This is a genomic window from Nitrospirillum bahiense (assembly GCF_007828025.1).
GTDB lineage: Bacteria > Pseudomonadota > Alphaproteobacteria > Azospirillales > Azospirillaceae > Nitrospirillum > Nitrospirillum amazonense.
In genome coordinates, this window is record NZ_VITO01000010.1 from 85,757 (window position 1) to 109,479 (window position 23,723).

Annotated in this window: 18 protein-coding genes; 5 read left to right on the forward strand and 13 right to left on the reverse strand. The window is 66.6% G+C overall.

All coding sequences use genetic code 11. The features are described 5' to 3' along the window. Nucleotides 1-203: 203 nt before the first annotated feature. The 8 genes from FBZ88_RS16010 to FBZ88_RS16045 all read right to left on the reverse strand — a co-directional run bounded on the left by FBZ88_RS16010 (nt 204) and on the right by FBZ88_RS16045 (nt 11,596). The gene (locus tag FBZ88_RS16010; RefSeq protein WP_186464432.1) at nt 204-845 is read right to left on the reverse strand and encodes a TetR/AcrR family transcriptional regulator; all 642 of its coding nucleotides are present in this window, start codon (nt 843-845) and stop codon (nt 204-206) included. Between the two features lie 37 nt (nt 846-882). Continuing rightward, a complete protein-coding gene (locus FBZ88_RS16015) occupies nt 883-2,385 on the reverse strand; it encodes an efflux transporter outer membrane subunit (protein ID WP_145618225.1) in 1,503 nt (500 codons plus the stop codon). A gap of 5 nt (nt 2,386-2,390) precedes the next feature. Beyond that, the gene (locus tag FBZ88_RS16020) at nt 2,391-3,998 is read right to left on the reverse strand and encodes a DHA2 family efflux MFS transporter permease subunit (RefSeq protein WP_211102685.1); all 1,608 of its coding nucleotides are present in this window, start codon (nt 3,996-3,998) and stop codon (nt 2,391-2,393) included. Nucleotides 3,999-4,008: 10 nt separating this feature from the next. Beyond that, on the reverse strand, nt 4,009-5,073 hold the full coding sequence (locus FBZ88_RS16025; protein ID WP_145618226.1) for an HlyD family secretion protein: 1,065 nt from the start codon (nt 5,071-5,073) through the stop codon (nt 4,009-4,011). A 358-nt stretch (nt 5,074-5,431) separates the two neighbouring features. Beyond that, nucleotides 5,432-7,426, reverse strand: coding sequence for a S46 family peptidase (locus tag FBZ88_RS16030; protein WP_246138690.1), 1,995 nt, complete (start codon nt 7,424-7,426; stop codon nt 5,432-5,434). Between the two features lie 296 nt (nt 7,427-7,722). Next, nucleotides 7,723-8,172: a hypothetical protein gene (locus FBZ88_RS16035; RefSeq protein ID WP_138918639.1), complete on the reverse strand. Its 450-nt coding sequence runs from the start codon at nt 8,170-8,172 to the stop codon at nt 7,723-7,725. Between the two features lie 233 nt (nt 8,173-8,405). Further along, entirely contained in the window at nt 8,406-10,517 is a 2,112-nt protein-coding gene (locus FBZ88_RS16040; protein ID WP_145618228.1) for a S46 family peptidase, read from the reverse strand. Nucleotides 10,518-10,642: 125 nt separating this feature from the next. Next, nucleotides 10,643-11,596: a replication initiator protein A gene (locus tag FBZ88_RS16045; protein WP_246138691.1), complete on the reverse strand. Its 954-nt coding sequence runs from the start codon at nt 11,594-11,596 to the stop codon at nt 10,643-10,645. Nucleotides 11,597-12,741: 1,145 nt separating this feature from the next. Between FBZ88_RS16045 and repA the strand changes: the two genes are divergently transcribed. Then, nucleotides 12,742-13,998, forward strand: a complete 1,257-nt coding sequence (repA, locus tag FBZ88_RS16050) for a plasmid partitioning protein RepA (protein ID WP_145618229.1) — start codon at nt 12,742-12,744, stop codon at nt 13,996-13,998. After that, the gene (locus FBZ88_RS16055) at nt 13,995-14,993 is read left to right on the forward strand and encodes a ParB/RepB/Spo0J family partition protein (RefSeq protein ID WP_145618230.1); all 999 of its coding nucleotides are present in this window, start codon (nt 13,995-13,997) and stop codon (nt 14,991-14,993) included. The genes repA and FBZ88_RS16055 overlap by 4 nt, the downstream gene beginning before the upstream one ends. A gap of 190 nt (nt 14,994-15,183) precedes the next feature. On the opposite strand, the gene FBZ88_RS16060 is transcribed toward FBZ88_RS16055, so the two are convergent. Both FBZ88_RS16060 and FBZ88_RS16065 read right to left on the reverse strand, forming a co-directional pair. Beyond that, on the reverse strand, nt 15,184-16,344 hold the full coding sequence (locus FBZ88_RS16060) for a hypothetical protein (RefSeq protein ID WP_145618231.1): 1,161 nt from the start codon (nt 16,342-16,344) through the stop codon (nt 15,184-15,186). Between the two features lie 110 nt (nt 16,345-16,454). Beyond that, complete coding sequence (locus FBZ88_RS16065; RefSeq protein ID WP_145608854.1) at nt 16,455-16,721, reverse strand: metal-sensing transcriptional repressor; 267 nt, start codon at nt 16,719-16,721, stop codon at nt 16,455-16,457. A gap of 209 nt (nt 16,722-16,930) precedes the next feature. Here FBZ88_RS16065 and ada point away from each other — a divergent pair, with 209 nt between their 5' ends. Both ada and FBZ88_RS16075 read left to right on the forward strand, forming a co-directional pair. Next, nucleotides 16,931-18,004, forward strand: coding sequence for a bifunctional DNA-binding transcriptional regulator/O6-methylguanine-DNA methyltransferase Ada (ada, locus tag FBZ88_RS16070; protein ID WP_145618232.1), 1,074 nt, complete (start codon nt 16,931-16,933; stop codon nt 18,002-18,004). Further along, nucleotides 18,004-18,741, forward strand: coding sequence for a 2OG-Fe(II) oxygenase (locus tag FBZ88_RS16075; RefSeq protein WP_145618233.1), 738 nt, complete (start codon nt 18,004-18,006; stop codon nt 18,739-18,741). The genes ada and FBZ88_RS16075 overlap by 1 nt, the downstream gene beginning before the upstream one ends. Before the next feature lie 211 nt (nt 18,742-18,952). On the opposite strand, the gene FBZ88_RS16080 is transcribed toward FBZ88_RS16075, so the two are convergent. From FBZ88_RS16080 to FBZ88_RS16090, 3 genes are all read right to left on the reverse strand, one after another. Beyond that, nucleotides 18,953-19,924: a BMP family lipoprotein gene (locus FBZ88_RS16080; protein ID WP_145618234.1), complete on the reverse strand. Its 972-nt coding sequence runs from the start codon at nt 19,922-19,924 to the stop codon at nt 18,953-18,955. 11 nt (nt 19,925-19,935) lie between these two features. Further along, nucleotides 19,936-22,035, reverse strand: coding sequence for a methyl-accepting chemotaxis protein (locus FBZ88_RS16085; RefSeq protein ID WP_186464433.1), 2,100 nt, complete (start codon nt 22,033-22,035; stop codon nt 19,936-19,938). 445 nt (nt 22,036-22,480) lie between these two features. After that, complete coding sequence (locus FBZ88_RS16090; protein ID WP_040845900.1) at nt 22,481-22,699, reverse strand: hypothetical protein; 219 nt, start codon at nt 22,697-22,699, stop codon at nt 22,481-22,483. Nucleotides 22,700-23,040: 341 nt separating this feature from the next. On the opposite strand from FBZ88_RS16090, the gene FBZ88_RS31350 reads away from it, so the two are divergent. Further along, nucleotides 23,041-23,694 (forward strand): RT0821/Lpp0805 family surface protein, encoded by a 654-nt coding sequence (locus FBZ88_RS31350; protein ID WP_145618236.1) that lies wholly within the window; start codon nt 23,041-23,043, stop codon nt 23,692-23,694. Nucleotides 23,695-23,723 lie beyond the last annotated feature (29 nt).

A 23,723-nucleotide genomic window follows, 5' to 3' on the forward strand; every position in this document is an offset into this window, starting at 1 on the left:
GACCCGGCGCCCTTCTTTTCACACCGGAAGCCCCCTGTCACGGACGAACTGGGCCTGCGCCCAATTGGCCCAGCCGCCAGCGGGCGAAGTGGAACGCCCACCCCCGTGACCGCCCGATGGTACGGAACAAAAGCCGCCAACCTGTCGGGAAAAATGACACGGACAGGCCGGAACGCGGGCGCCGACGGCACCTGGGGAACAATCTACCTCTTGCTCATGCCGGCGATGATCGTATCCAGCATCACGTCCAGATCGGCGTGCATGTCCAGGGTGCGGTCCAGCAGGGTCCAGCGCATGACCAGGCTGTGCTTCATACCGGAAAGGATCCAGCCGACGCGTTCCACATCGGTGTCGGGCGAGACCTCGCCCGCGGCGATGCCTTCGCGGATCAGGGCGCAGTAGATGCGGTGGGGCCGCTGCAGACGCTCCGCCAGCAGGCTACGCATGTCGGGGCTGTCGGCCAGCACCTCGCGCGAGAACATCAGCGACGACAGCGCCGGGATGCTTTCCGCCAGGCCAAGCCAAGTGTGCATGACCCGGCGCAGCCGGGCCATGGGACTGCCGGCGCCGTTCAGCGCCTCTTGGACGGGCGGGGCGATGCGCTGGGACAGGCTGTCCAGCAGCGCCTCCCACATGGCGCGCTTGGTAGGGAAATGACGGAACAGCGAGCCCTGGGCCATGCCGATGCGGCGGGCGATGGCCGTGGTCGTGGTGCCGCCGGGCCCCACCTCATGCAGCAGTTCCAGGGCGGCGGCGATGATTTCCGCCCGGCGGGTGTCGCCCGCCTTGCGTTGGCGCCCACCGGGGCGCCCACTGGCGCTTCCGTCGGAGGTGTCACCTTCCATCACCGCTGTCCCACCCTGGCCCATCGCCGCCCCCGGGTCACGCTGGCGGCGTGCCGGCGGCGCCGGCGACCGCGGTGGTCTCCCCCGCCTGCCAGCCACCGCCCAGCGCCTTGTAGAGGGCGATGGTCTGCTGCACCAGGGCGTAGTCGCTCTGTGCGACGGCGTCCTTCGACGTGGCCAGCGTGCGGTCGGCGTCCAGCACGGTCAGAAAGTCGGCCAGGCCGGCGCGGTACTGCGACCGGGCACGATCCTGGGCCCGCTGGGCGGCGTCCAGGGCGCGGTGCAGCGTCTCGTTCCGCTGACGCTCGTTGGCATAGGCGACCAGCGCGTCCTCCACCTCCTGGAAGGCGGTCAGCACCGTCTTGCGGTAGGTGAGGCGCGCCTCTTCGGCCTGGGCCTCGGCATCCTTCACCCCGGCCTTCAGGCGGCCACCGTCATAGATGGGGCCACTGAGGGTGGGCCCCACGCTCCAGCCGAAGCTGTCGCCCTGCAGCAGCTTGCCGATGTCGGGGTTGAGGAAGCCGCCGATCAGGCCCAGCGACAGCTTGGGGAAGCGCGCGGCCTCCTTCACGCCGATCTGGGCGTTGGTGGCGGCCATGGTGCGCTCGGCGGCCCGGATGTCGGGACGGGCCCGCACCACCTCAGAGGGCAGGTTGGCCGGCAGGGTGGGCGGCAGGGGCACCTCCGGCCCGGCGGTGGTCAGCAGGCTGTCCACGTCGGCGGGGGTGCGGCCGGTCAGGGTGGCGATGGCATGGGCCCGCTGGGCGGCCTGGGTCGCCAGCGACGGCAGTACCGCCTTCTGCTGTTCCAGCTGGCCGTCAGCCTCCGCCAGCTGCAGTTCGGTCGCCAGGCCCACCTTGTACTTCGCGGCCGTCAGGTCGCGGGTTTCCTGCGACAGGCGCACGTTCTCGTTGGCGATGACGATGCGTGCCTGGACGGACCGCAGGGCGGCGTAGTCGGTGCCCAATTCCGCCAGCATGGACATGACCAGCGAGCGCCGGTTCTCAATGCCGGCCTCGATGTTGGCGTCGGCCGCCTCGATGCTGCGGCGGGTGCCGCCGAAGAGGTCCAGTTCCCATGAGGCGTCAAAGCCCGCCAGGAAGATGTTGCTGGTGCCGCCCAGCGAACCGGTCGCCCCGGGGGGCAGGCGGTTGCGCATGGCCGCGCTCTCCCCCTTCACGCTGGGATACTGGGCCGCCGCCGCCTGCTGGCGCTGGGCCCGGGCGGACAGGATGCGCTGTTCCGCCACCTTCAGGTCCAGGTTTCCGGCGACCACATCGGCCACCAGCTTGTCCAGCGTGGGGTCGCGGAACTCCGTCCACCAATGGGCCAGCATGGTGGGGTCGGTATTGACCTGGGTCTTGTCCGCCACCTGGGCCGTCGCCTGGGTGGCCGTGGCGCTCCACGACGCGGGCGCGTCGGCCGCCGGCGGCTGGTAGTCAGGACCCAGGGTGCAGGCGGCGGTCAAGGCCAGGGCCGCCGTGGCGGCCAGCAGCCGGGCGCGGCGCGGAAGCGGGAAAAGGGGAGTGGAAGCGGACATCAGGGTCACTCCGCGGCGGCGGGCTTGGGCGCCGCCTTGGTGGATTTCATGAAAAAGGCCAGGGGCACGACGCAGAAGGCGACCACGCCGGATATGCGGAAGACATCGACGTAGCCCAGGATGGCCGCCTGGCGGATGAGGGTGCGGTAGATCCCGCCCAGCGCCGAGGAGTCCATCTGCGAGGGTGTCAGCCCGTGGCCCGCCAGGCCGTTCATCCAGGCCTGCTTGGTCATCTGATAGCCCATGTTCAGGTCCGACAGGTGTTCGACCAGATAGGCCTGGTGCACCTGCGACCGCTGGGTCAGATAGGCCGTGACCAGGGCGATGCCGATGCTGCCCCCCAGGTTGCGCGACATGGCGTACAGGGCGGCGGCGTCACCGTTCATTTCCCGCGGGACGGAGGCGAAGGCCACCGTGCTGATGGGGATCATCAGCAGCGCCGTGCCGAAGGTCTGGGCCAGGCGCATGCTCATCAGGTTCAGGAAGCTGACCTGGGGCGTGATGGTGCCCGTGTAGAACATGGCGATGCCCAGCAGGAAGAAGCCGGTGGCCACGATGAAGCGGGCCTGGAACTTCTTCAGCAGCACGCGGGTGATGATGGGAATCATGAACAGGATCATGAAGCCGCCGGGCGACAGGATCATGCCCGACCAGGTGGCGGTGTAGCCCAGCTGCGACTGCGCCAGCTGCGGGATCAGCACGGCGCTGCCATACAGGGTGGCGGCCATGATGCTGATGAACAGGGTGCCGATGGCGAAATCCTTGTTCTTCCAGACCCGCAGGTTGACGATGGGATCTGGCCGGTCCAGCAGCCAGACGACGGCGCCCACCAGGCCCAGCACGGCACCAACGCCGAAGGCCTGGATGAAGCCGCTGGAGAACCAGTCCTCCTGCTCACCCCGGTCCAGCACGATCTGCAGGCAGGCAAAGCCGGCGGCGATCAGCGACAGGCCGACCACGTCGATGTTGCGCTTGCCCTTGCCGGCACCGGCCTTGGCCCAGGGCGGATCCTCCACCACCGCCGAGATGGCGAAGGTGGCGATGACGCCCACCGGCACGTTGATCAGGAACACCCAGCGCCAGCTGAAATTGTCCGTGATCCAGCCGCCCAGCGTCGGCCCCATGATGGGGGCGGCGATGATGGCGACCGCCGTGACGCCGAAGGCGGTGGCGCGCTTGGCCGGCTCGAACGTGTCCAGCAGGATGGACTGCTGGTTGGGTTGCAGGCCGCCGCCGAAGAAGCCCTGCATCAGGCGGAAGATGATCAGTTCCGGCAGCGAGGTCGACAGGCCGCACAGCAGCGACGACACCGTGAACATGATGATGGACAGCAGGAAGTAGTTCTTGCGCCCCATCATGCGGCCCAGCCAGCCGGACACGGGCAGCACGATGCCGTTGGCCACCAGGTAGGAGGTCAGCGTCCAGGTGCTTTCGTCCGTGCCCACCGACAGGCTGCCGGCGATGTGCGGCAGGGCCACGTTGATGATGGTGGTGTCCAGCACCTCCATGAAGGTGGCGACCGTCACCACCATGGCGACAAGGTAGGGGTTGTGCTTGGGGCGCCAGGCCGACGCCCCGTGATCAGCCTCGGGTGGGGGAAGTCCTTCGCTCACCGCCGCCCCCTCAGTTCAGGTTGACGGTGGGTTCGACCGACAGGCCCAGGGGCAGGGGATGATCGGCGGGCAGGCCGCCCGTCACCTTGATCTTGACCGGCAGACGCTGGACGATCTTCACGAAGTTGCCGGTGGCGTTTTCCGCCGGGAAGGCGGTGAAGCGCGAGCCGGTGCCCATCTGGAAGCTGTCGACGGCGCCGGTCAGCTTCAGGTCGGGGAAGGCGTCGATCTCGATATCGACCGGCTGGCCCACCCGCATGTGCTTCAGCTGGTTTTCCTTGAAGTTGGCGACCACCCACACCTCCGGCGTCACCAGCGTCATGGCCGATTGCGACACCTGCAGGTAGTTGCCCTTTTCCACGGCGCGCTTGGTCACCCAGCCGTCCTGCGGCGCCACCACGGTGGTGTAGGACAGGTTCAGCTCCGCCTGGGCCAGTTCGGCCTGGGCGGCGGCCACCTGGGCCTCCCACTGCTTCACCTGGGTGGCGGCGACCTCGATGTTGCGCGGCGCCTGTTCCGCCGAGCGCAGCTTGGCGTCGGCGTCGGCCAGCTGGGCCTGGGCGGTGCGGTATGCCGCCTGGGCGGCGTCGATCTGCGACTTGGTGGTCGCGCGGACGTCGATCTCGGTCTGGCGGGCCAGGTCGGACTTCGCCCGGACCAGCGTGGCCTCGGCCTGGGCGCGGGCGGCGCGGGCCTGGTCCAGTTGCGCCGGGTAGGAGACCTGGGCGATTTCCAGGTTGGTCTGTGCCTGCGCCAGCTGTGCCTGCGCCAGTTGCAGCTGCGCGGCATCGCGATCGCGGGTGTTCTGATAATCGCGGGGATCGATGCGGAACAGCAGGTCGCCGGCCTTCACCTTCTGGTTATCCTGCACCGCCAGCTCGACCACCAGGCCTGAAACCTTGGGCGCCACCGTTACCACCCGGCCCTCGGTGAAGGCGTCGTCGGTGGATTCCTTGCCCCGGCCACTGAGCCAGAGGACGACGCCACCGACCACGACGATGGCCAGCACGCCGAAACCGATGATGCGCGGCAGGGGGGAACGCTTGGGCGGAAGGGCGGTGGGCGCGCTGGTCATGATGGTCCTTTGATCCCTGATCGTTGAAGGCCGGATCGGGCTTGGGCACCCGGGAGGGGCGCGAACGCCTTGGGCCCGGCCTGGCCGGGTCAAGGAATGCGGATGTGTGGAAGGTGCCGCGAAATCCAGCGGCGCGGAAACTGCTTGCAAGCAAGTTATTGCTTATGGCTCTGGAACGCACCTAATGAGGATGGCGCAGATCTGGGATGCGGCAAGCGCCAAAAGCGCGGGCTTGCAGACACACCCCGTCACTTGGTCCAAACCCCAGGATTAAAGCCACTTTATGCGAGGACACGCCCATCAGAGACGCCACCCGGCACCCCTGTCTGCGGCCTGCGTCACAGGTCGTGAAGAAAGATCAGATACCCAACTCACGATTCAGACGGGTGGTGCCATAGATCTTGGTCAGCGCTTCCTTCACCGCCCCGACCGACACCCAGACGGCGCGGTTGGAGTTGTCATCGAAGCCGAAATCACCGCCCAGCGACTGGCTGTTGCCGTCGAAGATCATGCCCACCACCTGACCGTCGGTGTTGACCACCGGCGACCCGGAATTGCCGCGCACGATGTCGTTGGTGCTGACGATGTTCAGCTTGCGGCTGAAGTCCACATCGCTGCGGGCGCGCAGCCATGATCGCGGCAGGGCCAAGGGTTCCGCCCCGGTGGCGCGGCCATAGGCCTCGCCCATGGTGGTGTAGTAGCGCACGTGGCGGCCATTCTCGTCATAGCCCTTCACCGTGCCGTAGGACACGCGGGGGGAGAAGGTGGCGTCCGGGTAGGCGCCGGTGCCCTTGGCGGCGAAGACGACCTGGGCGATGACACCCGCATTGCGCCGTTCCACGGCCTCCACATTCACCTCCACGTCGCGCCGGATGGCCAGCGCCTGCTTGTCCACCTCCTGCGCGAAGCGGATCAAGGGGTCGTGGCTGTTCTTGATGGCCTCGATGCCGCCCATCAGCAGGCGCTTGCGTTCGTTGGGATCGGCCAGGCGGGTGCCGTCCACCAAATCGCTGGCCATCTTTTCCGCCGTCTGCGCGCCCAGCACGTCGCGCACCAGGGGGTCGTCCGGTCCCAGCACCCGCCGCAGCTGCACCAGCCAGGCGCGCAGCAACAGTTTTTCCAGGTCGTTGGAAATGGGCGCGTTCGCCAGCAGGCGCTGGCGGGTGAAGGGGAAGCCAGCCTCGGTGAATTCCTGGAAGCGCCTGATGTCGGGCAGCTGGCGCTGTTCCGCCGCGCGCACCAGCAGGCGGGCGTAGGCGAACAGGTCGGATTGGGGTCCACGCCCCTCCTCCACCACCTCCATGCGGTCGGCGACGGCGCGGTAATGGCTCACGGCCTGGGCGATGGCGGCCCAGGGATCGCCGAAGCGCTGCTGGAACTGCGGGTCGGCGGCCACCTTGGCCCGCAGCTCGTTCTCCGCCCGCCGGCGGCTGTCGATCAGGCCCGGATTGACCAGGGCGCGGAATTGGCCCAGGCGGGCCTTGTAGGCGTTTTCCACCGCGAACAGCTTGGCGAAGGCCACGCGCGCGTGTTCCGCCCCCTCGGCGGAGAATTGCAGCAGCAGGCCGCGCAGCTCCGCCAGATAGACCAGGCATTCCGGCAGGACGACGTCGCGGTCGTATTCCAGTTCCGCCACCGTATCGAGGCGTTCGGTGGTGCCGGGATTGCCCGAGGTGAAGACCAGGTCGCCCTCCTGCGCGTCCCGGGGCGCGTAGGCGAAGTAGTTGGCCTGGGTGTTCAGGGGGGCGCCATGCTCGTCATAAACGCGCAGGAAGGCCACATCCAGGTCATAGCGGGGAAATTCGAAATTGTCGGGATCGCCGCCAAAGAACGCGATGTCCTCCTCGGGTGAGAACACCAGGCGCACATCCTGGTAGCGGCGGTATTTGTACACGTCGTAGACGCTGCCCCGGTACAACTCCACCACGTCGCAGCGGATGGCCTCATCTCCGCCGGCGCGGTCGCGCTGCAGCTTAGCCAGCACCTCGCGCAGGGCGCGGCCATAATCCTGGCCCTCGCGGCCCGCCACCGCCTCCCTGACCTGGGGGGTAACGTCGGTGATGCCCACCAGCTGGTTGGCTTCCACGTCCGGACATTTCACCTCGTCCTCCGGCTTGGCGGCATAAAAGCCGTCCTGCACCAGATTGTTGGTGGGCGAGGACAATTGCTGCAGGCAATCGCGGGTGCAGTGGTGGTTGGTCTGCACCAGGCCGGTGGGGGAGACGAAGGCGGCCGAGCAGCCCCGGGGCAGCCGCAGGGACGCCAAGCGGAGATGGTCCAGCCACTGTGCGGTAGGCTCGAAGCCGTAGGTCTCCTGGACTTTGGCGCTGGGGAAGTGGTTGAAGGTCCACAATCCCTCATCCGCGCGGGCCCCGAAAGGCGTGGAGGCGAAAAGCCCGGACAAGCAGCCGCCTACCACAGCCACCCAAAGCCCCGTACGCATGGTCCCTGTCCCTTGTGTGCCCGTTCGTACCTCTTAACCCCGGCCTCCCCGCCGGGCGGTACATTCTCATGAGCATACCCCTAAGCCTGAGGGGGCGGGATGGGATTTTGTAACGGAAGTGCAAATGTCGCGGCCCGGAACGCGAAAACCCCAGGGAAGGCCCTGGGGTTCGCGTGACGCCTATTCCACTGAACGGGGACGGCGTGTCAGTTGACGATGCGCCAGGACCCATCCGGCTGCTGGCAGGCGGTACCCACCTGCTGGCTGGGCTGTCCCGCCACAGTGATGGTGGAGGTATATTCGCGGCAGTTGGCCTGATCATAGGCCGGCTTGGCCGCCACGGCCTGAACGGGCTGCGCCACCACGGGCGGCGGCGCCTGAACCACGGCCGGGGCCGGCGCCACGTACACGGGGGGCGCATAGTAGGGATAGGGTGCGTAGGCCACGGGATAGGGCGCCCAGTAAGGGCCGCGCCAGCGCCAATAGGGGTCATGCCAATAGGCGCCGTAATAGCCCGCCGGATAATAAGGGCCGACGCCGATACCAACGCTGACGAAGGTGCGGGCGCTCGCCGGGGCGCCGCCGCCGGCCAACGCCAGCAAGGCCACCACCAGCGACATCATCACCAGGAACGGAGCCTTGAACACGCGCTGCATGATCATCCTCTTTCAGATGGCGGACCCGCCCATGCGGCGCTCCGCCCCAGCCGCCCTTGGTCTCGTCAGGAAAGGGGCCCCGGGGCGCTCGGGGCCATCCCTGCCCTATAATACGGGATTGTGGCCTTTACCTGACGGCCGGGCTGGTGCGGCATTTGGTTTACCTACTCCGACGCCCGCGCATGGGATAAGGCCCGCGGAATGCATCAGCTGGGCCTCTCCGGTCTTCGCCCTCAATGGGCGCCCAGCTCCTTGGACAGGCGGTTGGCGTGATAGACCTTGGCCAGCGCCTCCTTCAGGGCGCCGACCGAGACCCAGACGGCGCGGTTGACCGAACCATCATAGCCATAGTCGCCACCCAGCGACTGGATGTTGCCGTCGAAGATCAGGCCCACGACTTCCGCGTCCTTGTTGATGACGGGGGAACCGGAGTTGCCGCCGATGATGTCGTTGGTGCTGACGGCATCGAACTTCTGCGCGGGATTGATGGCGTCCTTGGCCTTCAGCCAACTCTCGGGCAAGGCGAAGGGGAAGGCGCCGGTGGCGCGGTCGAAGGTGCCGCCCATGGTGGTGAAGGGCGGCACGTGCTGGCCGTTCTGCTCATAGCCCTTCACCGTCCCGTAGGAGACGCGGGGACTGAAGGTGGCGTCCGGGTAGACGGACGTGCCGTGCACCTTGAACATGGCCTGGGCGATGTAGCCGGCGTTCTTCTGCTGCACGGCCGACACGTTGGCTTCGACATCCCGGCGGGCGGCCAGGGCGTCGGCGTCCACCAGTTTGGCGAACGTGATCATGGGATCGGTGGAGGCGTCGAGGGCCGCCTGGCCACCTTCCAGCAAGCTCTTGCGCACCCCGGGATCGCCCAGGCTGAAGCCCTTGACCAGATCATCCGCGATCTGCTGGGCCGAACGGTTGCCGAAGACCTTCCGCACGAGGGGGTCATCCGGGCCCAGCTGGCGCTGCATGTAGACCAGCTGCATGCGCATCAGCACCCGTTCCAGCTCCGGATAGACCGGGCTGCTGGACAGCAGGCGCTGGCGGATGAAGGGGAAGTTGGCGTCGGTGTATTCCCGCAGGCGCTTGCCATCCGGCAGGGGGCGTTCGCTGGCGGCGCGCACCAGGTTGCGGGCATAGGTGAACATGTCGGACTGGGTGAAACTGCGACTGCCTTCCAGCACCTGATAGCGCGTGGCGACCACGGCGTAGTGGTCCACCGACTTGGCGATGGCCGCCCAGGGATCGCCGTATTGTTGCTTCAACGCCGGGTCGGCGTCGATGAGCGCCTTCAGCGCCGCCTCATCCTTGCGCTTGGCATTGATCAGGGCCGGATCGACCAGGGTCTGCAGCCCGCCGTACAGCGCCTTGTAGCTGTTCTCCAGGGTGAACAGCTTGGTGCGGGCGATGCGGGCGTTCTCCTCGCCCTGCGCCGTGAACTGCAGCAGGATGCCGCGCAGTTCCGACAGGTACAGCAGGCGGTCGGGCAGGGCATGGTCGCGTTCGTATTCCAGCTCGGCCACGGTGTCCAGACGCTCCGTCCGGCCGGGGTTGCCGGAGGTGAAGACCAGGTCGCCCTCGTTCGCATCATGGGAAGCGTAAGGGAAATAGGTCGCCTTGGTGTTCAGCGGCTTGCCGTCCTTGTCGTAGACGCGGACATAGGAGACGTCGAGGTCATAGCGCGGAAACTCGAAGTTGTCCGGATCGCCACCAAAGAAGGCGATGTCCTCTTCCGGCGCGAACACCAGGCGCACATCCTGATAGCGATGGTACTTGTAAAGGTTGTAGGCGCCGCCGTGGTACAGCTCGACCACGTCGCAGCGGGTGTCATCGGCGCCGCCGGTGCATTCCGTCTGGATGGCGGCCTGCACCTCCTTCAAGGCGGCGGAGAAGGCATCGCCCTCCTTGCCGGCGGTGGCGGCGTTCATCCGCTGGGTCACATCGGTGATCTGGACCAGCTGGTTGACCTCCATATCGGGGCACTTGGCCTCGTCCTTCAGCTCGGCCGCGTAAAAGCCGTCCCTGATATGGTTGTGGTCGGCGGTGGAGACCTGCTGGATGCAGGCGCGGGCGCAGTGATGGTTGGTCTGCACCAGGCCGCTGGCGGAGACGAAGGCGCCGGAGCAGCCGCGCGCCAGGCGGACGGAGGCCAGCTGCACCCGCTCCAGCCACTTCGGATCGGGGCTGAAGCCGTAGGCCTGCTTCACCTTGGCGCTGGGGAAATTGTTGAAGGTCCACATGCCTTCATCGGCGCCGGCCCCGGTGGGCGCCAGCAGCAGGCCGGCCAAGGCAGCCGCCAAAACGGTGGCCACCGGGGCGCTCAAGGACACGCCTTTCAGGAAGTCGCGCATACCAGTAAATTCCTCACGACAGGTCGATCCCGTGCCCCGCAGCCGGGTTTGCCGACTTGCAGCATGTCCGTCGTGAGATTGCAAGATTGGTGGCGGTCGCACCCGGCGACCGCCACGAGCCGGCCTCAGGCCGCCATATCGCCCATCATCATGTCGGGCAGGGCGTCGGGGAATTCCGGCGCCTGATCGAAGGGCGCCATGGCCGACAGGCTGTCGGTGCGGAAGAAATAGACCATGTGGCTTTTCAGCGGCGTGCGGCCCGGCGGCGGCGGCGCGTTGCGGTCGCGACCCCAGCGGCGCGGGTCCACCACCGTCAGCCCATATTCCGGCAGGGCCTGACGCTTCTTGGCCAGGGCCACCAAGCGGGCCTTGAACACCTTCAGGTCGCTTTCGGCGCCGACGCGCAGGCGCAGCTTCTCGATGTTCATCTTGAAGGCGCCCTGGTTGCCGCAATGGGCGCGCGCAATCTCATACAACCGCTTTTCCGTGGGCGACAGCTTGAAGTAGTCAGGATGGTAGGTGAGGATTTTGCGGTCCTTGACCACCGCGCGGTACAGCCAGTCGCAGAGTTGCACAGTCAGCGACTTCATGGTCTTCCCGCCATCCTTGTCGCGACGGTAGTTGATGCGGTAGTCCAGCACCCAGGAGAAGGCACCCGTCTCCCCCTCGCCACCCGTCTCCAGGTTGGTCAGCACCTGGGTGGACTGCAGGCGCTTCAGCGCATCCTCCAGCCGTTGATAGGCGGTGTTGGTGGCGTGGATGCCCACCACGCGGAAGAAATCATGGCCGGTGAAGGTGAGGCGCGGGCTGACCGGCTCACCCCGGTTCAGTTTGTCCTGGATCAGGGACACAAGGTAGATCAGCACCTCCTTGTCCCAGATGTTGGCGACGCCGTGCTTGGTGCCGGTGACCTCGATGCGGACGGTGCCGTCGTCGTAGACCGGCAGCTCCGTCACCGTCTCCTTGCTGAGGGCGAAGAAGTTGAAGACCATGACCAGGCGGTCGTTCTTCACCTTGCCGATCAGGGGGCTGTCCAGGGCCAGGGCCAGCTGGCTGCCGGCCATCGGGGCTTCCACCATGGCCGGCGCGGAAATCCTGTCCGCAGTCCCTGTCGTCGTCCCCGCCATTGTCGCCACCCTTCACACAGCAGGCCCCATCCACCATGGATCGGGCGTTCGGACTCCGGATGATGAACGTGGCCAATCGTCACCGCCAACGGCAAAAACACGCTTGGTTGCCGATCCCTTGAGATTCTGGCGGTGCCACCCCCAAAATCTGGTGTCTACGTCGAGTCGATGGGATCGCTGGTATCCGAACCCGTGAGCTTGGGTAACCGAACCCTTGAATCGACTCGGGCAGGACTTGGCCGACTCATCACGGCGGGGCGAAATCAGCCGGACTCGGGCCCATGGTGAGTCGGATCGCGGTATCAGAGTCCGAAACCGGACCGCCGAACCTCCCAAACTCAAGGGAACCGCAACCGGGATTGAGGGAACGGCAACCAAGATCAAGGGTATGGCAACCGACTCCGGTCGACTCGCCCTGTTTTCCCTCAAGGGTTCGGATACCGTTTTTCCCAACTCCAGGGTTCGGATACCAACGGCCAAGGGTTCGGTGACCCAGGACCCGAGGGTTTGGAGTCCGCAGCCCCAGGGTTCGGAAACCTGGAGTCGCGGGAACGGTTACCAAAACCCCCTTTAAGCTATTGGAAAAGCGCCGGTTTTTGGCGCTGTAACTGTTAAACCCCTTATCTCTTTAACCCTGAATCCTTTTAAGAAAAGTATCCACAGGCCCGCCTTTCAAGGGCGGGGACAACGGCCACGGGGTCGGGCTTGGCAGGTTCCAGAGCGGGCTTTACCCTCAAGCCCATCCTCCGATCGATGCGCGCTCGTCATACGTATTTCAGCAAAAACCCAGGAAATGCGCCCCTTTCCGAAGGAACGCCTCCCCCATCAGAATTGGTATCCGTTCCCTTGAAGATCGGGGTGCGTCCAATAGAAGATCGCCACGGTTCCCAGTCCCGATCGCCCCGCTTTCAAGGTTACAGTTACCAAAGGCGGCGGCTCAGCCAGTTGATGAAATCCCATCAGCGAATTTTTTCGCCTAATCGGCAAAAAATCGATGATGAGTCAGTTATCCGCATATTTGCCTGAAGATCGCGGTTGGCGTTCGGATCGCGGTTGGGCATTATCCGCCCATCTCTGGCAGCCCCTCGGATACACCAATGACCACCGATGTCAGCGCGCCCGCCGATAGCGCCACGCCGGCCGGCGACGACCCCTTGCAAATTTTCCTGGACCACTCGGAAGGCTGTGACGCCATCCAGCGCAAAATCATCGAGGTACAGGCCTATCCCGGCCACGCCAAGAGCCTGCGCCTATTTCCCACCTCGGAAGCGGCCCGGCTCATCCGCATCTCAGAGAGCCACCTGCGCGCGCTGCTGAAGAACGAGCAGTTCCCCCAGGGCACCGTCATCGGCGGCAACAACCGCCGCGGCTTCACCCTGGCGGAGGTGAACCAGATTCGCCGCCAGCTGTTCCAGCAGACCGGTGACGTGCGCTACCGCGTGGGTCGCGATCGTGAGGCGGGGGAAAAGCTGTCGGTTATCACCGTCGCCAACTTCAAGGGCGGTGCCGCCAAGACCACCCACTCCGTCCACTTGGCGCAGTACCTGGCCCTACAAGGCTATCGGGTGCTGATGATCGACCTCGACAGCCAGGCTAGTGCCACGTCGCTGTTCGGCTTCGTGCCGGATGAGCAGTTCGACCGGCTGGACACGCTGTATCGCCTGTTCACCCTGGACGACAGCCAACGGATCAACGATCTGCGGCCGCTGATTCAGAAGACCTATTGGGACGGTCTTGACGTCATCCCCGCCAACCTTGGCCTGTACTCCACCGAATTCGAGGTGCCGGTGCGGCAGATGCGCCAGCGGGAACTGCGTTTCTGGCGCATCCTACAGGACGCCCTGCCCAGCATCGATCAGGATTACGACATCATCGTCTGCGACTGCCCGCCGTCACTCAGCTACCTGTCGATCAACGCCGTCATGGCCGCGAACTTCCTGCTGATCCCCATTCCGCCCAGCATGCTGGACTTCAGTTCCGCCGGCCGGTTCTTCCGCATGGTCTATGAAACGCTGTCCACCCTGGCGCAAGCCGAAGGCGGTCGGGTGAAGACCTTCGACGCCGTGCGCCTGCTGGTTTCCAAATACCAGACGGCCGATGGCAACCAGAGCCAGCTGGTGAAGTGGATGGGCAGCATCTTCGCCGACACGCTGCTGGAGAACCGCATGGCGCTGACCACAGGCCTGGACAGCGCCGGTAACCTAAAGCAGAGCTATTACGAGCTGGAGGCCAGCGACGTGAACCGCCGAACCTACGAACGCGGCCTTGAATATCTAAACAACGTGAATGCCGAGATCGAACGCGTGGTCTGGGATATCTGGAAGCGCGCGCCGGCGCGGGAGGGGACGCGATGAGCCGCAAGGACAGAATGGCCGAGCTGGACAACGCCATCGGCGACCTGACGGCCACGCGGGCGGCGCGGCCCGTCCCTCCCCGATCCGCCATCCCGATCGTCAACCAGATCGAGAGCGTGTTCCAGGACAGTGCCAAGGAGCTGGAGACGCTGCGCGACAGTGGCCGCGTATTGCTGGAGCTGGATCCGGCCGACATCCACAGCACCCAATACCAGGACCGGCACACCGCCGCCTTCGCCGACGCCGCCTTCGCCACCCTGGTGCAGGACATCCTGCGCCACGGCCAACTGGCCCCAGTGCTGGTGCGGCCGGCCGCGGACGGTGACGGATATGAGCTGATCGCCGGTCACCGCCGCACGGCCGCCTGCCGCCAATTGGGCCGCAAGGTGGTGGCTCGGGTGATGCAGGCGGACGACCGCGACCTGCTCATCAAGATGGTGCAAGAGAACGAGGCCCGTGCCGACATTTCCGCCTACGAACGGGCGGTGCAGCTGAAGACCGTGCTGGATACTGGGCTGATGAGCCGGGCCGAGTTGATGGAGCGGTTGGACTTCAGCAAAGGGCACCTGTCCAACTTGCTGAAGTTTGCCGAACTGCCGGCCACGGTGGTTGCCGCCCTGGATGACCCGCGACCCTTGAAGATCAGCGATGGGGCCAAGCTGGCTCGTCTGATGGCGGAAAGCGAAGAGGCGGCTGCCCGCGTGGAGGCAACCGCTGCCGAGTTGAGCGGGAAGGGAGCGGATGACAATTTGAGCTTCGCTGCCCGTCTGCGCGCGCTGATGGCGGCGGCCCAGGGGGAAGGGGTCGTGGAACCGGAACTGGCCGGGGAGCGGGTCATACGGTCCCGTACCGGTCAGGTGCTGGTGCGCCTGTCGTTGCATGAGGGGCGGCCCATCCTGCGCCTGGCAGCGGGGTTGCCACCACAGGCCTTGGATGCGCTGTTCGCCCAGTTGCCGGAGGCACTGCGCCGCTGCGGCCTGGATGTGCCGGATTAAGGTTCGCCCTATTTGTTAGGCCACGGTTCATCCCTGCGGTTTTTCTGAAAAAACTTAGAAACGGCCCCGTCCCCGCGACGGGGCTTTTTCTTTACGCTAGGCCGGCAAACGGGGCGCCTCTTCAAGGGAACGGTTACCGAAGTTTTTTCAGAAAAACCGGCGCTGGAGGGCGGGCCAGAGCGGTTGGGTGTCATTCCACCATATAGGCGCGGTAGGCGTCCCGGCCGGAAATCTCCAGGACCAGCCGATCACGGTGCAGCCCATCCAGCAGGGTGCGGGCGGCCGTCCCGCTCATGTCCAGGGCATGGGCCAACCGACCGGAGGTGACCACCGGCTGGGCCAGGAGAAAGGCCGCCACCTGTGGCCCCCGCGAGGTGGAACGCCTGGGCCGCAAGGCCTCCGCCAGCCTAACCTCGGCCACGCGCAGACGGCGCAGCAGCACCTCACCCCGGGTCAGGCTGCGAATGGCGGCGTTGAGGAAGGCCAGCAGCCAACCCTCCTGCCGATCCGGCCGGTACTCCAGGGCGTGACCCAGGAAGCCAATGGAAGGCATCAGCACCGGACCGCCGGCGAAGGCAGGATGGGTCGGACTGACGAAGGTATCTGAACCCTCGAAGGTTGGTCCATCCAGGCTAGGGCGGCGGGCCGTCACTAGGCCCTGGCGGGCAGGCCACCACGCTGCCAGCAGCCGGCCGAGGGCGGCGCCGGCACTGCGGTCGGCGCGCACCTGATGCCAGTGAGCCAGGAAGCCTGCCGCACCGGTCAGCGCGGGGGCGGCCCGGAGGCGCGTCAGGTCATCGGGGGCCAAGGCGGCCTGTAACACGGCCCAACGCTCCTCTGCCTCCACATCGTCGGCTGCCCCATTCCATAGGGAAAAGCCGGTGCTCCGGGTCAGGCGCGTCCGGTCCAGCGCCGCCAGCCGACGGGGGGTATAAAGATGCCGGGGATGGCGGGCCGCAATGCGGCGCACCAGATCATAAAGGGGCAGGGCCTGGGCCAAGTCAGGATCGGGCGCGCGGTCGAGGCTGTCCCAGGCCAGCAGGCGCAGGTCGGCCGTGTCGATCAGGACGCCGTTCAGGCGGGCGGAAGCTGCCGCCTCTTCAATGGCCATGCGATTGGTCCAGCCTGCGGCGACGGCGCGGCTGCTGGCGGCCAGCCCGCAATCCAGCCGCACCAGGGCGGCGGTGGCTGCCTCCAGTGCCAACAGTTCCGCTGCGGTGTAGGGCTGGTCAGGGGCGCTGCCCTCCTGGGGTATGGGGGCGGAGAGGGAAGGCGGCTCGGGACTGGCCGGGCTTCGGGTTTGGGCCGGGGCATAAGGGTTCCCGGGTACATCCCACCAGTCTTCGCTCATCCTATTCCCTCGCACGGCATCCGCAGAAACATTGGACACGTACGGGGTGGAAAGCAAGCTATTAAGGATTTAGCTTTCCTCTGGTGGAAGCCGTCCCCGGCGGGCCAGCATCAGAGGTATTTAATGATCTCGGCCATTTCCGACAGCCGTGCCCGGGTCTCAATGGGCAAGGGGCCGGTGGCCTCCTCCAGGTGATGCTCGATATGGTGCAGCACCAGGGCAATCTTGGCCTTGTCCACCGCCTTGACCACGGCCTGCAGCTGCTGGGCGATGGTCAGGGCGTCGCGCCCCTCTTCCACCATCTGCACGATCTTGGCGAAATGGCCTTGCGCCCGCTTCAGGCGGTTCAGGATGTCGGGGGTGGTTGCGTGCGTCATCCCTTGACTCCTATCCCCCCAGGGGGGTCAAGTCAAATCACCTATGGGAATGTCGAGCGATGTGCGGTTCGGGGCTGGGGATTTGACCGCAAGACCCGGGATGTCGGGGGCCGGGGACCGGGGCTACATCAGGGCAGGAACGACACCATATCAGGATGACGACCATGCCCCCTGTCACCGCACTCCCTATCCCCGCACTTCAGGTCCCGATGACGTCCGGCCCGACCAGCGCCCCTCTTGAGGCTGACGCCGATCCGCGTTGGCAGGCGTTGCTGAACCGGGACGCCAGCCAGGATGGCCGCTTCGTCTATTCGGTGAAGACCACCGGCGTCTATTGCCGGCCCTCGTGCCCCTCCCGCCTGGCCAAGCCGCGGAACGTCGCCTTCCATGACAGCTGTGCCGCGGCGGAGCGGGCAGGCTTCCGCGCCTGTAAGCGCTGCAAGCCGGACCAGCAGGGCATTGCCCAGCGCCAGGCCCGACTGGTGGCGGAGGCCTGCCGCACCATCGAGACCGCGGAGGAGGCGCCGGTCTTGGAGCAACTCGCTGACCAGGCCGGCCTCAGCCCCTACCATTTCCATCGCGTGTTCAAGGCCGTCACCGGCCTGACGCCCAAGGCCTACGCCACGGCCCACCGTGCCCGCCGGGTGCGGGATGAGTTGAGCCGACCCGGCGCCACAGTCACCACGGCCCTTTATGATGCGGGCTTCAATGCCAGCAGCCGGTTCTATGAGGCGGCGGACGGCATGCTGGGTATGCGGCCAGGCGATTACCGTGCCGGTGGCGCCAATGCCGACATCCGTTTCGCCGTCGCCCAGTGCAGTTTGGGCGCCATCCTGGTGGCGCGCAGCGAACGCGGCATCTGTGCCATCACCTTGGGCGATGATCCGGACATGCTGGTGCGGGACCTGCAGGACCGCTTCCCCAAGGCGCGGCTGACGGGCGATGATCCGGAATTCGACGCCCTGGTCGCCCGGGTGGTGGGCTTCGTCGAGGCGCCGCGACTGGGCCTGGACCTGCCGCTGGATGTGCGCGGTACGGCCTTCCAGCAGCGGGTGTGGCAGGCGCTGCGCGCCATTCCCGTAGGGGAAACGGCGAGCTACGCCCAGGTGGCGGCCAGCATCGGCGCGCCCAAGGCGGTGCGGGCCGTCGCCCAAGCCTGCGCCAACAACGCCATCGCCGTTGCCATTCCGTGCCACCGCGTGGTGCGGACTGACGGCGCGCTGTCCGGCTATCGCTGGGGCGTGGATCGCAAGCGGACCTTGCTGGCGCGGGAGCGGGTGTGATGGGGGACATGGGCTCCCGCAACGCCGGCTGCGATGGCATTGCCAGCATCGACGGCTATGACTGGTCGGCGATTTCCACCGAATTGGATGCATACGGTTGCGCCGTACTTCCCGGCCTGCTGACTCCCGAGACATGCGGGGGACTGTCATCCCTGTACGCGCGAGACCACGGCTTCCGCAGCCGGGTGGTCATGGGCCGACACGGCTTCGGTATGGGGGAGTACAAGTACTGGGCCTACCTCCTGCCGGCCCCGGTACAGGCATTGCGCACCGGTCTCTATCCCCGACTGGCGCCGTTGGCCAACCGGTGGAACCAGCGTCTGGGGGAGGAGGTGCGCTATCCGGACGGCCACGCAGACTTCCTGGCGCTGTGCCGTCACGCGGGGCAGGTGCGGCCCACACCCCTGCTGCTGCAGTATGGTCCTGGCGACTATAACTGCCTGCACCAGGATCTGTACGGCGAACGGGTGTTCCCCCTGCAGGTGGCCGTCCTGCTGTCGGAACCGGGGCGGGATTTCACGGGCGGGGAGTTTGTGATCACCGAGCAGCGGCCGCGCATGCAGTCGCGGGCCGAGGTGGTGCCCCTGCGCCAGGGTGACGGCGTCATCTTCGCCGTCCACCACCGGCCGGTGTCAGGGACGCGGGGCACCTACCGGGTCAACCTGCGCCACGGTGTCAGCCGCCTGCGTACCGGCCAGCGCCACACGCTGGGTATCATCTTCCATGATGCTGTTTGATGCTCAGGCGTCCGCGGTTTGGCCGATCCTTGCTGCGGGGTGGGCGCTCGCCGGCCTGGGTACTCTCTATATATAATGCAGCGGTATCATACCGCTGTAGAACGCGACTGCGTTCGCCGGAGTTTTGTGGGGAGCGTAGCGGACCGCAAAACGAGGATGGCAAGCGGGTGGATGCCCGCGCCCGCAGGGCATACTAACCCCGCAGGTCATACTAACTAGGGCTCGCGACCTTCACTTGGCCGCTGACGATGGCTTGGCGGGCGCGGGCCACAGCCTCGACGATGGCGGGGGTCCAGACGGCACGGTTGTCCGCGTCCACCACCACATCCACGCCGCCCTCTTTCAGGCCCAGGCGCGTGATGCCGGAGGTGAAGGTCTGGCTGCGGCCGGCCTCGAAGGCGCGGGCGATGGCCACGTCCAGGCGCTTGACCATCGAGGTCAGCATGTGGCCGGGATAGAGGTAGTTCTGGTTGCTGTCCACGCCCACGCCCAAGGCGCCCTTGGCGTGGCCGATGTCCAGCGCGCCCAGGCCGGATACGCCGGCGGCCGGGAACAGCACGTCCGCGCCGTGACGCAGCATGTCACGCGCGATTTCCGAGGCGGCGAAGGGGTCGGAAAAGCCCTTGGGATCGCCCGCCACCAGGCCGGTGATCACCGTGGCATCCGGCCGGGTATCCTTGACGCCCTGCGCATAGCCTTTTTCGAACCGTTCGATCACCGTCGCCGGCATGCCGCCGATGAAGCCGACCGTGCCGCTCTTGCTGGCCAGGGCCGCCGCCACGCCGACGAGGTAGGAACCCTCGTTCTCCGCGAATAGGACGGAAGCGACATTGGCGCCCGGCACCACGCCGTCGAACAGGGTGAAGCGTACGTCCGTATGGTGGGGCGCGAAGGCGGCCAGCGCGGTCTGAAACCGGAAGCCGATCAGCGCCACGTCGGTGCAGCCGGCGGTAACGGCGGATTGCAAGGCGCCGGGGTAGGCGTCCTCGCCCGACGGTTCGAACTCGGCCACGGCGACGCCCGCCTTCTGCGCGAAGGTCTGGCTGCCGTCATAAGCCATCTCGTTGAAGCTTTTATCGAACTTCCCAGCCTCGGTATAAACGACGCAGGGCTTGAAGGTCGCAGCGCTGGCGATGCTGGCAGTGCAGGCGAACAGTGTGGCCGCGAGGGCGATCCGGATCATGCTGTCTCTCCTCAAGCGGCGGCTTCGGTGGCACGGACCTGGCCCAGGAAACGGCGCACCGCCTCGTCCAGCCGGGCGGCCTGGTCGGCCAGTCCTTGGGCGCTGGTGCGCACCTGGCCGGCCGACTCGCCGGTCGATAGGGCGGCGGTATGCACGCGGCCTATGGTGCTGTTGACCTCTTCCACGCCCAGCGCCGCTTCGCTGATCGACCGGCTGATCTCGGCCGTGGCGGCGTTTTGCTCCTCCACCGCCGCGGCGATGGTGCTGGACACCTGGCTCAGTTGCACGATGGTGCCGCCGATCTGGCGGATGGAATCCACCACGGCGCCCACCGCGCTGCGCACGGCGGCGACTTCGCCGGCGATGTCGCCCGTGGCTTTTGAGGTCTGGCCCGCCAGGCTTTTCACCTCCGACGCCACCACGGCGAAGCCCTTGCCGGCGGCGGCGGCTCGCGCCGCCTCAATGGTGGCATTCAGCGCCAACAGATTGGTCTGGCCGGCAATATCATCGATCAGCCGGGTGACGCTGCCGATGCGCTCGGCCGCACCCGTCAGACGCTCCACCATGTCAGCGGCGCCATCGGCTTCCTCATTGGCGCGTTGCGAAATGCTGATGGCCTGCTGCAGCTGGCCGCTGATCTCCTGAACCGACAGGGACAGCTGTTCGGTGGCACCGGCCACGGTCTGGGTGTTGCGCGAGGCCGCTTCGCTGGACATCGCCACGGTGTTGGCCTGCTCGGCGGTGGCGTCGGCCGATTGGCCCATGCTCTGCGACAGGGCGGTCATCTGCGCCGCCGCGTCCACCAGGGCGGCGATGATGCCGCCCACGGACTGTTCGAAGCTGTCGGCCATGGCCGACATGGCCGCCTGCCGCTTCTCCGCCGACTCACGCCGTTCGGTTGCCAGCTGCACTTCATGCTCGCGCACTTGCACGGCGTTGGCGCGGAAGACGGTGACGGTGCGCGCCATCTCGGCGATCTCATCGCTGCCGCGTGTATCGATCTCCACATCCAGGTCGCCGCCGGCGAGCGCCAGCATGCTGCGCGACAGGTTGGCGACGCGGCCCGCGATGCTGCGGCCGACATAGAACACCGCCACGCCGACGGCGATGGCGACACCCGCCAGGCCGGACGCGATCAGCAGGCCGCGGGCGAAGGACACCACGTCCTCCAGCGCCTTGGCCTTGGTGCGCACCTCCGCCTGGGTTTGGGCGCCCAGTTCCGCGCCCAGCTTCTGCACGCGCGCGGCGATGGCGGCACTCTGGTGCAGCAGGCCGGTGCTCTGGTCCTGCGCGTCGGCCAGCCGGCTTTTCATCACGGCCAACCCACCGGTGGTGACGTCGCCGAAGCCGGGCGTGGCGGGAACCGCCTCGCCCAAGGCCACGCGGGACATCACGTCCAGGCTGGCGGCGACAATGGCGCGGGTGTCGGCGGGCAGGGCCACTTGCGTCCCGCGCAGATGCTGCAGGGCGGCGGATAGGGCCGCCTTGGCCGCCGCCGGGTCCTCCCCCGTCGTGGCCGGCGTCGCGAGCAGCGCGTTGAAGGCCCGTATCTCAGCCAAAGCGGACAGGACCGTCGGGCTGGGGCTGCGACCCAGCGCCGTCATCAGGGCGGCCTGCGCCCTGGCATCGGCCTCGGCTGCCGCCTTCTCAGCGGTGGCCACGGCCTGGCGCAGGCGCCAGCGGGCATCCTCCGCCCCGTTCAGCACCTGCAGCAGGGCGGAGAAGCGGCCGCCCAGTACCCGCAGCTCATCCAGCTGCGGCGTCTGGCCCAACTGGGCGTTGGCCTGACGCAGGGCGTCGTTGAAGGCCTTCTCGGCCACGGTCAGGGCCTTGCGGGTGGCTTGCGCCTCTTCATGCGTGGTGGCGATGGAGGCGTCCATGGAGGTACCGGCCAGTCCCTCGGCCGCGCGGGACAGGGCGTCCAGCGTGTCCAGCCGGGGCAGTGTCTCGCCGACGATGCCATTCAGCGTGCTGTCCACGCGGGCATAGGTCAGCCAGCTTTGGCCGGTGATGACCAGCATGGCCAGGATGATGGCGCCAAAGGCCAGGCCCAGCCGCGCCGCCAAGCCCAACCGCCGTTTGCCCGCCTGGGCTAGGTCGGTGTTCCGCATTATTGTAGGCAGTCTCGTCACGGCGACCATGGCTCCGTCCCTTCCCGATGCGGTTGGAGAGGCCTGGGCGCGTCATTCCCCCATGTCACCGGGCGGGGTTCAGCCCCGTCCCGTCCCCTGACCGCGAACGCCGTCCCCCAAAGCCCCCATCAGGCCGGTTGGACGTCCGTGCAGTCATAGGAAATCTTGATGATCACTGTGTGACAATCCGGGGGACGGACAAAGAAAAAACTGACCATATGGTCAAGTCACGGCCTATCCTTCCGGCTAGCGCTCAACCGGGCGGCAGACAGCGGATTCTTTAGGCAAAATTGGGGGAAGGGGAGCGGGCTGAAAGCCACGGATCGCCTAGGGTTGGCGATGTATATTGGATAAACGAATCAGGCCGCGATATCGGTGCGGCACCGTACCCGCGACTCGGAAGGAAATTCCGGTCGCGGGGGGATCAGTGGAAACGGCCGTTGCGGGTGCTCTGCAGCACCATGTCCAGCCCGGCGCGCAGCACGACCATCTGGTCGAAGGACAGGCCGGTCAGGGCCAGGAGGGCGGGCAGCAGGGTGCGGGCGCGGCGGCCGAGGGTGTCCATCACGGCGGCGCGGGCCGGTGCGCGGCTGAACAGGGCCGGAGCCGAACGGGCGGCGCAAGCGAGGCAAAGCGTGGTCATCGTCGTCTCCTTTCCTGGCGTCGGGTCCTAGCGGCGGTGCTGCGGGGCTCGGGGCCGGGGTCTAACGTGTTTGGTGTCTGAACTATATTTCTGGAACGATTTTGGCGGTAGTTGGGCTTGTCGGCACTCCGCGTTCCATAATTGGAACACTATTGGGGACGGTCAAAAGGGCGCCGCGCGCGACGCTTTATCTCACCCCGACACAACGGCTTGCCGCTTGATCCGGCTTGGGACCGGCCATAAATCGGACGCAATGGCAGTGTTCTATCAACCTGCCCGGCCGCTTGGCTGTGACGGCCCCCGCAGGGGCCATGCTGTTTTCGATGAACAGGAATTCCCGTATGCGACGCCTGACGTTCCGTGCCATCAATTCCCTTGCCTTGGCGGTCACCGTGGCCGTCACCGCCGCCGCCCTGCCGGCCTTGGCCCAGGATCGCTGGGATGATCATCATCGGGGGGAGGAACGTCGTTGGGACGACCACAGGGGGGACGACCATCGCGGGGATGACTACCGGGGTGGCCCCTGGGCGCCGCACTGGGGCCATTTTCGCGACCATGACGTCTTCATCTATGGCCGCGGACCGGTCATCGTTCCCGAGTACCGCCGCCATGTGTATCGCGACGTGGTCGTGCTGCGCCCTTACGGCGTCTATTACACCGGCTATGGCCATTATTACCGGGACGAGGAAGCCTATCGCTGGCTGGGCCTGACGGCCATCACGCTGACGCTGCTGGACAACCTGGCGGAGCAGCAGCAACGCGCGCTTGAGGATGCCCAGATCCGGGCCACCATGGCGCCGGTGGGCCAGCCCGTCGTCTGGAACGACGGCCCGGCCAGCGGCAGCGTCACGACCCTGCGTGACGGCCACACGACCGATGGCCAATATTGCCGGGAGTTTCAGCAGAACGTGACCATAGGCGGCCAGACGCAACAGGCCTATGGCACCGCCTGCCAGCAGCCGGACGGTGCTTGGCATGTGGTCGCGGACAACTGATTGTCCGTGTAAGTGACGGCGCGGCGGGG

Bases quoted from the DNA above. Each gene is read 5' to 3' on its own strand.
- FBZ88_RS16015 (WP_145618225.1), bottom strand. From the start codon at position 2,385: ATGTCCGCTTCCACTCCCCTTTTCCCGCTTCCGCGCCGCGCCCGGCTG.
- FBZ88_RS16085 (WP_186464433.1), bottom strand. From the start codon at position 22,035: ATGCGGAACACCGACCTAGCCCAGGCGGGCAAACGGCGGTTGGGCTTG.
- FBZ88_RS16065 (WP_145608854.1), bottom strand. From the start codon at position 16,721: ATGACGCACGCAACCACCCCCGACATCCTGAACCGCCTGAAGCGGGCG.
- FBZ88_RS16055 (WP_145618230.1), top strand. From the start codon at position 13,995: ATGAGCCGCAAGGACAGAATGGCCGAGCTGGACAACGCCATCGGCGAC.
- FBZ88_RS16075 (WP_145618233.1), top strand. From the start codon at position 18,004: ATGGGGGACATGGGCTCCCGCAACGCCGGCTGCGATGGCATTGCCAGC.
- FBZ88_RS16080 (WP_145618234.1), bottom strand. From the start codon at position 19,924: ATGATCCGGATCGCCCTCGCGGCCACACTGTTCGCCTGCACTGCCAGC.
- ada (WP_145618232.1), top strand. From the start codon at position 16,931: ATGACGTCCGGCCCGACCAGCGCCCCTCTTGAGGCTGACGCCGATCCG.
- FBZ88_RS16025 (WP_145618226.1), bottom strand. From the start codon at position 5,073: ATGACCAGCGCGCCCACCGCCCTTCCGCCCAAGCGTTCCCCCCTGCCG.
- FBZ88_RS16090 (WP_040845900.1), bottom strand. From the start codon at position 22,699: ATGACCACGCTTTGCCTCGCTTGCGCCGCCCGTTCGGCTCCGGCCCTG.
- FBZ88_RS31350 (WP_145618236.1), top strand. From the start codon at position 23,041: ATGCGACGCCTGACGTTCCGTGCCATCAATTCCCTTGCCTTGGCGGTC.
- FBZ88_RS16010 (WP_186464432.1), bottom strand. From the start codon at position 845: ATGGAAGGTGACACCTCCGACGGAAGCGCCAGTGGGCGCCCCGGTGGG.
- repA (WP_145618229.1), top strand. From the start codon at position 12,742: ATGACCACCGATGTCAGCGCGCCCGCCGATAGCGCCACGCCGGCCGGC.
- FBZ88_RS16040 (WP_145618228.1), bottom strand. From the start codon at position 10,517: ATGCGCGACTTCCTGAAAGGCGTGTCCTTGAGCGCCCCGGTGGCCACC.
- FBZ88_RS16045 (WP_246138691.1), bottom strand. From the start codon at position 11,596: ATGGTGGAAGCCCCGATGGCCGGCAGCCAGCTGGCCCTGGCCCTGGAC.
- FBZ88_RS16035 (WP_138918639.1), bottom strand. From the start codon at position 8,172: ATGCAGCGCGTGTTCAAGGCTCCGTTCCTGGTGATGATGTCGCTGGTG.
- FBZ88_RS16060 (WP_145618231.1), bottom strand. From the start codon at position 16,344: ATGAGCGAAGACTGGTGGGATGTACCCGGGAACCCTTATGCCCCGGCC.